This window comes from Streptomyces sp. NPDC055099 (assembly GCF_053607685.1).
Genome location: NZ_JBSGUA010000016.1, coordinates 238,974 through 246,576, shown reverse-complemented (window position 1 = coordinate 246,576; position 7,603 = coordinate 238,974). Strand labels below are relative to the sequence as shown.

Genomic DNA, 7,603 nt, shown 5'->3' with positions numbered 1-7,603 from the left:
AACACCGCCCGCATACGCTCCACTTCGTGCACGTCCACGCTCCTCAACATGCTCTTGATCAGCGCAAACGGGAAGACCTAACGGAGTCCTACTAGAAGGCCCGCAGGAAGCGCCACAGAAAGCGTCACAGGACTTGAAGGAACCGCTGGCTCAGGACTCGAAGGAACCGCTGGCTACAGAGAAGAGAACCGACGAAAGACCGAAAGACTTACTCGTCCTCGGCCAGCGTCAGCTCGACGCCGCCCACGAAGCCCGCGGAGAGGTTGTAGATGAAGGCGCCGAGCGTCGCGAGCGCCGTGGCGAGGACCACGTCGATGACCGCGATGATCGTCGTGAACATCAGGACGCGCGGCAGCGACAGGAAGGACTGCAGGTCGAAGCCGTTGGACTCGTTCGAGCCCGTCGCCTCCGAGATCGTGCCGCCCACCGTGGAGAAGACGCCCATGGCGTCCATGACCATCCACAGCACGGCGGCCGCGACGATCGTGCAGATGCCCAGCGCGATGGAGAGCAGGAAGCTGACCTTCATCACCGACCACGGGTCGGCCTTGGCCACCCGCAGCCGCGCCTTGCGCGTACGAGGCGTCGTGCGCGCCCCCGTCCGCGGCCTGCGCACGGAACCCGTCTGGGAGTTCTGCTGGTAGGCCTGCGGCGGGTGGTACGGCTGGGACGCCTGCTGCTGGGGCTGGCGCTCACCGGGCAGAGCACCGGTGGCGTTCGGGGACCCTTGGCCCCCTTGGGACCCGTCGGCGTACTGCGCTGACTGAGCCGGCTGCGGCCCTCGGGTGTCGGTCACGGTTCCCCCCTGGGATCCACGGGACTCATGCGAGTCGGGAGAATCAGTGGCGGAGCCACGGACACCGTCTGTACCGGCTGTGCCGGCTCCACTTGCTCCGGCGCCCGTGGCTCCACTCACGATGACTCTCTCCTCGCGCTACTCGGCCGCGGACTCCGTGCCCTCGTCCGTACCGGCGGCCGGCTCGCCCTCGGCCGATTCGACGACGATGTCACCGTCGACCTCTTCGGCCTCGCGCCCGGCCTCGGCGTTACGAGCGATACCGACCACGGCATCGCGCTTGCCCAGGTTGATCAGTTGGACGCCCATGGTGTCACGGCCCGTCTCCCTGACCTCGTTGACTCGCGTACGAATCACACCGCCGCTGAGGGTGATGGCGAGGATCTCGTCGGTCTCCTCCGTCACCAGCGCGCCCACGAGCTCTCCGCGGTCCTCCACGATCTTGGCGGCCTTGATTCCGAGGCCACCACGACCCTGGACGCGGTACTCGTCGACGTTGGTGCGCTTGGCGTACCCACCGTCGGTTGCGGTGAAGACGAAAGTACCCGGCCTGACGACATTCATCGAGAGCAGTTCGTCGCCACCGCGGAAACTCATTCCCTTGACGCCCGACGTCGCACGGCCCATGGGGCGCAGCGCGTCGTCCGTCGCCGTGAACCTGATCGACTGCGCCTTCTTGCTGATGAGCAGCAGATCGTCCTCGGACGAGACGAGTTCGGCACCGATCAGCTCGTCGTCCTTGCCGTCGTCCGTCTCGCGGAGGTTGATGGCGATGACGCCGCCGGAGCGAGGCGAGTCGTAGTCCTTGAGCGGCGTCTTCTTTACGAGGCCGCCCTTTGTGGCGAGAACCAGGTAGGGCACCGCTTCGTAGTCACGGATCGCGAGGATCTCGGCGATCTGCTCGTCCGGCTGGAAGGCGAGCAGGTTCGCCACGTGCTGTCCGCGGGCGTCCCGTCCGGCATCCGGAAGCTCGTACGCCTTCGCGCGGTAGACCCGGCCCTTGTTCGTGAAAAACAGCAGCCAGTGGTGCGTCGTCGACACGAAGAAGTGGTCGACGATGTCGTCCTGCTTCAGCTTCGTGCCACGCACGCCCTTGCCGCCGCGCTTCTGCGAGCGGTAGTCCTCCGTCTTGGTGCGCTTGATGTAGCCACCGCGCGTGATGGTGACGACGATGTCCTCTTCGGCGATCAGGTCCTCCATGGACATGTCGCCGTCGAAGGGCACGAGCGCCGAGCGACGGTCCTCGCCGAACTTGTCGACGATCGCCGCGAGCTCTTCGCTGATGATCTGGCGCTGCCGCTCGGGCGAGGCCAGGATCGCGTTGTACTCGTTGATCTTCGCCTGCAGTTCGTCGTGCTCGGCGACGATCTTCTGGCGCTCCAGGGCGGCGAGCCGGCGCAGCTGCATCTCGAGGATGGCGTTGGCCTGGATCTCGTCGATCGAGAGGAGGCCCATCAGGCCCTCACGCGCGACGTCGACCGTCTGGCTGGCCCGGATGAGCGCGATGACCTCGTCGATCGAGTCCAGGGCCTTGAGGAGGCCACGCAGGATGTGGGCCCGCTCCTCGGCCTTGCGCAGCCGGAACTTCGTGCGCCGGACGATGACCTCGACCTGGTGCGTCACCCAGTGGCGGATGAAGGCGTCCAGGGAGAGGGTGCGCGGCACGCCGTCGACCAGGGCGAGCATGTTGGCGCTGAAGTTCGACTGGAGGTCGGTGTGCTTGTAGAGGTTGTTCAGCACGACCTTGGCGACCGCGTCCCGCTTCAGGACGACGACGAGGCGCTGGCCCGTACGGGAGGACGTCTCGTCGCGGACGTCGGCGATGCCGCCGACCTTGCCGTCCTTGACCAGGTCGGCGATCTTCTGCGCGAGGTTGTCGGGGTTGGTCTGGTAGGGGAGCTCGGTGACCACCAGGCACTGGCGGTTCTGGATCTCCTCGACCGCGACGACCGCGCGCATGGTGATGGAGCCACGGCCCGTGCGGTACGCCTCCTCGATGCCCTTACGGCCCACTACTAGTGCGCCGGTGGGGAAATCGGGGCCCTTGATGCGCTCGATGAGGGCGTCGAGCAGCTCCTCGTGCGAGGCGTCCGGGTGCTCCAGGGCCCACTGCGCGCCTGCCGCGACCTCGCGGAGGTTGTGCGGCGGGATGTTGGTGGCCATGCCGACCGCGATACCCGCCGAGCCGTTGATCAGCAGGTTCGGGAAGCGCGCGGGCAGGACCGTCGGCTCTTGGTTGCGGCCGTCGTAGTTGTCCGTGAAGTCGACGGTCTCCTCGTCGATGTCACGGACCATCTCCATGGCCAGCGGCGCCATCTTGCACTCGGTGTACCGCATGGCGGCCGCCGGGTCGTTGCCCGGAGAGCCGAAGTTGCCGTTGGAGTCCACCAGGGGCATCCGCATCGACCACGGCTGGGCCAGGCGGACCAGGGCGTCGTAGATGGAGGAGTCGCCGTGCGGGTGGTAGGTGCCCATGACGTCGCCGACGACGCGGGCGCACTTGTAGAAGCCCTTCTCGGGGCGGTATCCGCCGTCGTACATCGCGTACAGGACGCGGCGGTGTACGGGCTTCAGGCCGTCCCGTACGTCGGGCAGCGCGCGGGACACGATGACGGACATCGCGTAGTCGAGGTAGGAGCGCTGCATCTCCGTCTCGAGCCCGACGGGCTCGACACGCATGCCCACGCCGGGAACGGCGGGCTCCTCTTCGGGCATCACAGGGGTGTTCTCGTCGGCCATTGCTGGTCAAAGTCCTTTCGAGGTGCGGCTTGTACGGGCCGACTCAGATGTCGAGGAAACGGACGTCCTTGGCGTTGCGCTGAATGAACGAGCGCCTTGCCTCGACGTCCTCTCCCATCAGCACCGAGAAGAGGTCGTCGGCCTGTGCCGCGTCGTCCAGGGTGACCTGGCCGAGAACGCGGTGATCCTGGTCCATCGTCGTGACGCGCAGCTCCTCGGCGTTCATCTCGCCGAGACCCTTGAAGCGCTGGACCGAGTCGTCCCTGACGCGCTTGCCGGCCTGGCGGCCGATCTCGATGAGGGCGTCGCGCTCGCGGTCCGAGTACGCGTACTGGAAGTCGTCCCGGCTCCACTTGATCTTGTAGAGCGGCGGGCGCGAGAGGTACACGTGACCCGACTCGACGAGCGGCCGCATGAAGCGGAACAGGAACGTCAGGAGCAGGGTGTTGATGTGCTGGCCGTCGACGTCGGCGTCCGCCATCAGGATGATCTTGTGATAGCGGAGCTTCTCGATGTCGAAGTCCTCGTGCACGCCCGTGCCGAAGGCCGAGATGAGGGCCTGGACTTCCTGGTTGTGCAGGATCTTGTCGATCCGCGCCTTCTCGACGTTCAGGATCTTGCCTCGGATGGGCAGGATCGCCTGGTACATCGGGTCACGGCCGGACTTCGCCGAACCACCGGCGGAGTCACCCTCGACGATGAAGATCTCGCACTTCGTCGGGTCGTTCGACTGGCAGTCGGAGAGCTTTCCGGGCAGCGAGGCCGATTCGAGCAGGCCCTTGCGGCGGGTCAGGTCGCGCGCCTTGCGGGCGGCGACGCGGGCCGTGGCGGCCTGGATGCTCTTGCGGATGATGTCCGCGGCCTCGTTCGGATTGCGGTCGAACCAGTCCGTGAGGTGTTCGTGCACGACCTTCTGCACGAAGGTCTTCGCCTCCGTGTTGCCCAGCTTGGTCTTCGTCTGGCCCTCGAACTGGGGCTCGCCGAGCTTCACCGAGATGATCGCCGTCAGACCCTCGCGGATGTCCTCGCCCGTGAGGTTGTCGTCCTTCTCGCGCAGCAGCTTCTTCTCGCGCGCGTACCGGTTGACCAGGCCCGTCAGCGCGGCCCTGAAGCCCTCCTCGTGCGTACCGCCCTCGTGCGTGTGGATCGTGTTCGCGAAGGAGTAGACACCTTCGGTGTACTGCGAGTTCCACTGCATCGCGATCTCGGCCGAGAGCATGCGCTCCTTGTCCTCGGCCTCGACGTCGATGACGGTCGGGTGGATCACCTCACCCTTGCGGGAGTTGAGGTACTTCACGAAGTCGACGATGCCGCCTTCGTAGTGGTACGTCACCGTGCGGGCCTCGGGGGCCGCCTCGTCGTCGGTCGCCTCGGTCGAGTCCGCACCCGCCGTCGCCTTCGCCGACTCGCGCTCATCAGTGAGTTTGATGGTCAAACCCTTGTTGAGGAACGCCATCTCCTGGAAGCGCCGTGCCAGCGTCTCGAAGGAGTACACGGTCGTCTCGAAGACGTCCGGGTCGGCCCAGAAGGTGACCGTGGTGCCGGTCTCCTCGGTCGCCTCGTGCCGCTCCAGGGGGGCGGTCGGGGCTCCCGTCTTGTAGTCCTGCGTCCAGCGGTAGCCGTCGGTCTTGATCTCGACGGCGAGCTTGGTGGACAGGGCGTTCACGACGGAGACACCGACGCCGTGCAGACCACCGGAGACGGCGTACCCGCCGCCGCCGAACTTGCCGCCCGCGTGCAGCACGGTGAGCACGACCTCGACGGCCGGCTTCTTCTCGACGGGGTGGATGCCCACCGGGATGCCACGGCCGTTGTCGATCACGCGCACGCCGCCGTCGGCGAGAATCGTGACGTCGATCGTGTCCGCGTGACCGGCCAGCGCCTCGTCCACGGAGTTGTCGACGACTTCCTGCACGAGGTGGTGCAGGCCACGCTCACCGGTCGACCCGATGTACATGCCAGGTCGCTTGCGGACCGCGTCCAGACCCTCGAGGACGGTGATCGCGCTGGCGTCGTACGAGGCCGTGACCTCGCCGTTCTCGCCTGCGGCGGTGGACGGGATGTTCTCGTTGGGGTTGCCGGAATCGGCCACGAAGCGCCCTTTCTGGCACAGCACAAGCCAAGCACCCGGCGGTGGCCGGAGCGGCTGCGTCGTTCAGCGATAGTCAGCGTTGCTCGGTGCGACCCACAAGTGGGGCGGGATTAGCTTCCAGTCTACCGGTAGCGCCGACAGTGATGGGGGTTTGCCGGTACCTGAGTCCGCATGTGCCGTCCTGAACCGGCATCATCCGACTCCCCATATGCGGCCCGGGGCTCTAAGAGGCTCACAGCGGCACTCAGCGCTTTGAGGTGTCAACCTTGAGCTACCAACCGGTACGGCCTCAGCCGTAGGTGTCTCCGGGGCCCGTGCTGCCCGGCGCGCGCAAGGGTCCGAAGCGCCGCGTGGGGCCGCTGGGACCAAGGACTTTGATGAGGCGCACGGTGCCGTGGCCGAGGTCCTCGTTGAGGCGCGCGACGAGCTGCGGGGCCAGGAGGCGCAGGTTCGTCGCCCAGGCCGTGGAATCGCACTGGACGGTCAGAACGCGCTCGTTCTCGTCGTACCGCTGTGGCACGCAGTGTTTGGCCAGGTCCTCGCCGACGATCTGCGGCCAGCGGCCCATCACACCGCCCACCGCGGCCGGGGTCTCCCAGCCGCGCTCGGTGATCAGGCGGTTGATGGCGGAACCGAGCGGCTGCGGGTCACGCCCGTCGGCGCGCGCGCCGGAGCGAAGGCCGCCTCTACGGGCCTGCTTCTTCTGCTGCGCGGCGTCCCCACGCGCGCGTGCCTGCTCCTTGGCGGCGCGCAGGGCGACCCGGGCGAGATCGACACCGGAGGGCTCGGGCGTCTTCGGCGTCTCCTTGGGAGCGTCCTTGGCGGGCTCTTCCGCGCTCATACGCGCTCCACCGCGCCGTCCGACACCGCGAACCGCGTCCCGGCGAGCACGCCCGGCACGTCGTCGTCCACCGCGGCCGTGACCAGGACCTGCTCGCCCGGCGCCACCAGCTCCGCGAGCCGCTCCCGGCGGCGCGCGTCGAGCTCCGCGAACACGTCGTCCAGGACGAGCACGGGTTCGTTTCCCTCGGCGCGCAGGAGGTCGTACGAGGCGAGGCGCAGCGACAGGGCGTACGACCAGGACTCGCCATGGCTCGCGTACCCCTTGGCGGGGAGCTGGCCCAGCTTCAGGAGCAGGTCGTCGCGGTGCGGGCCGACCAGCGTCACTCCGCGCTCGATCTCCTGCTTGCGGGCCTCTTCGAGGGCGGCGATGAGCTGCTCGAACAGAGCCTCGCGCGTGTGGCCGTCGCCCGGGGCGGACGGCTTGTACTCAAGGGTGACGGGCCCGCCGCCGGGCGCCAGCTGTTCGTACGCCTTGTCGGCGAGCGGCTGCAGTGCGGCGATCAGGTCGAGCCGCTGGGTGAGCAGTTCGGCGCCCGCGCGCGCGAGGTGCTGGTCCCAGACGTCGAGTGTGGACAGGTCCATGGAGCGCCCGCCGTGCCGCCGTGCCAGGGCCGCCGACTTCAGGAGGGTGTTGCGCTGCTTCAGCACCCGGTCGTAGTCGGAGCGCACGCCCGCCATGCGCGGGGAGCGGGCCGTGATCAGCTCGTCGAGGAACCGCCGGCGCTCACCCGGGTCGCCCTTGATCAGCGCCAGATCCTCGGGCGCGAACAGCACCGTACGTACGATTCCGAGCACATCACGGGGCCTGACCTGCGAGGACCTGTTGATGCGGGCGCGATTGGCCTTGCCCGGATTGAGTTCGAGTTCGACCAGCTGCTGGCGCTCGCCCTGCCGGACCGCGGCCCGGACGACGGCACGCTCGGCGCCCATGCGCACCAGGGGGGCGTCCGAGGAGACCCGGTGGCTGCCGAGCGTGGCGAGGTAGCCGACGGCTTCCACGAGATTCGTCTTGCCCTGGCCGTTGGGGCCCACGAACGCGGTGACGCCCGGATCGAGAGGGACCTCGACCCGGGCGTACGAGCGGAAGTCGGCCAGCGACAGATGCGTGACGTACATGGTGTGCGCCGACCTCC

The 7,603-nt window shown here is 67.8% G+C and carries 5 protein-coding genes; all 5 read right to left on the bottom strand.

Annotation, left to right across the window (positions count from 1 at the left end; genetic code table 11):
• Positions 1 to 208: 208 nt before the first annotated feature.
• Positions 209 to 916, bottom strand: a complete 708-nt coding sequence (locus tag ACWFRU_RS33260; protein WP_453691847.1) for a DUF3566 domain-containing protein — start codon at positions 914 to 916, stop codon at positions 209 to 211.
• An 18-nt stretch (positions 917 to 934) separates the two neighbouring features.
• Entirely contained in the window at positions 935 to 3,535 is a 2,601-nt protein-coding gene (gene gyrA, locus ACWFRU_RS33255) for a DNA gyrase subunit A (RefSeq protein ID WP_453691846.1), read from the bottom strand.
• Between the two features lie 43 nt (positions 3,536 to 3,578).
• Positions 3,579 to 5,651: a DNA topoisomerase (ATP-hydrolyzing) subunit B gene (gene gyrB / locus ACWFRU_RS33250; RefSeq protein WP_453691845.1), complete on the bottom strand. Its 2,073-nt coding sequence runs from the start codon at positions 5,649 to 5,651 to the stop codon at positions 3,579 to 3,581.
• Positions 5,652 to 5,916: 265 nt separating this feature from the next.
• Positions 5,917 to 6,468, bottom strand: a complete 552-nt coding sequence (locus ACWFRU_RS33245) for a DUF721 domain-containing protein (protein ID WP_453691844.1) — start codon at positions 6,466 to 6,468, stop codon at positions 5,917 to 5,919.
• Positions 6,465 to 7,586, bottom strand: a complete 1,122-nt coding sequence (gene recF / locus ACWFRU_RS33240; protein ID WP_453691843.1) for a DNA replication/repair protein RecF — start codon at positions 7,584 to 7,586, stop codon at positions 6,465 to 6,467. The genes ACWFRU_RS33245 and recF overlap by 4 nt, the downstream gene beginning before the upstream one ends.
• Positions 7,587 to 7,603 lie beyond the last annotated feature (17 nt).

Bases quoted from the DNA above. Each gene is read 5' to 3' on its own strand.
- gyrA (WP_453691846.1), bottom strand. From the start codon at position 3,535: ATGGCCGACGAGAACACCCCTGTGATGCCCGAAGAGGAGCCCGCCGTT.
- recF (WP_453691843.1), bottom strand. From the start codon at position 7,586: ATGTACGTCACGCATCTGTCGCTGGCCGACTTCCGCTCGTACGCCCGG.
- ACWFRU_RS33245 (WP_453691844.1), bottom strand. From the start codon at position 6,468: ATGAGCGCGGAAGAGCCCGCCAAGGACGCTCCCAAGGAGACGCCGAAG.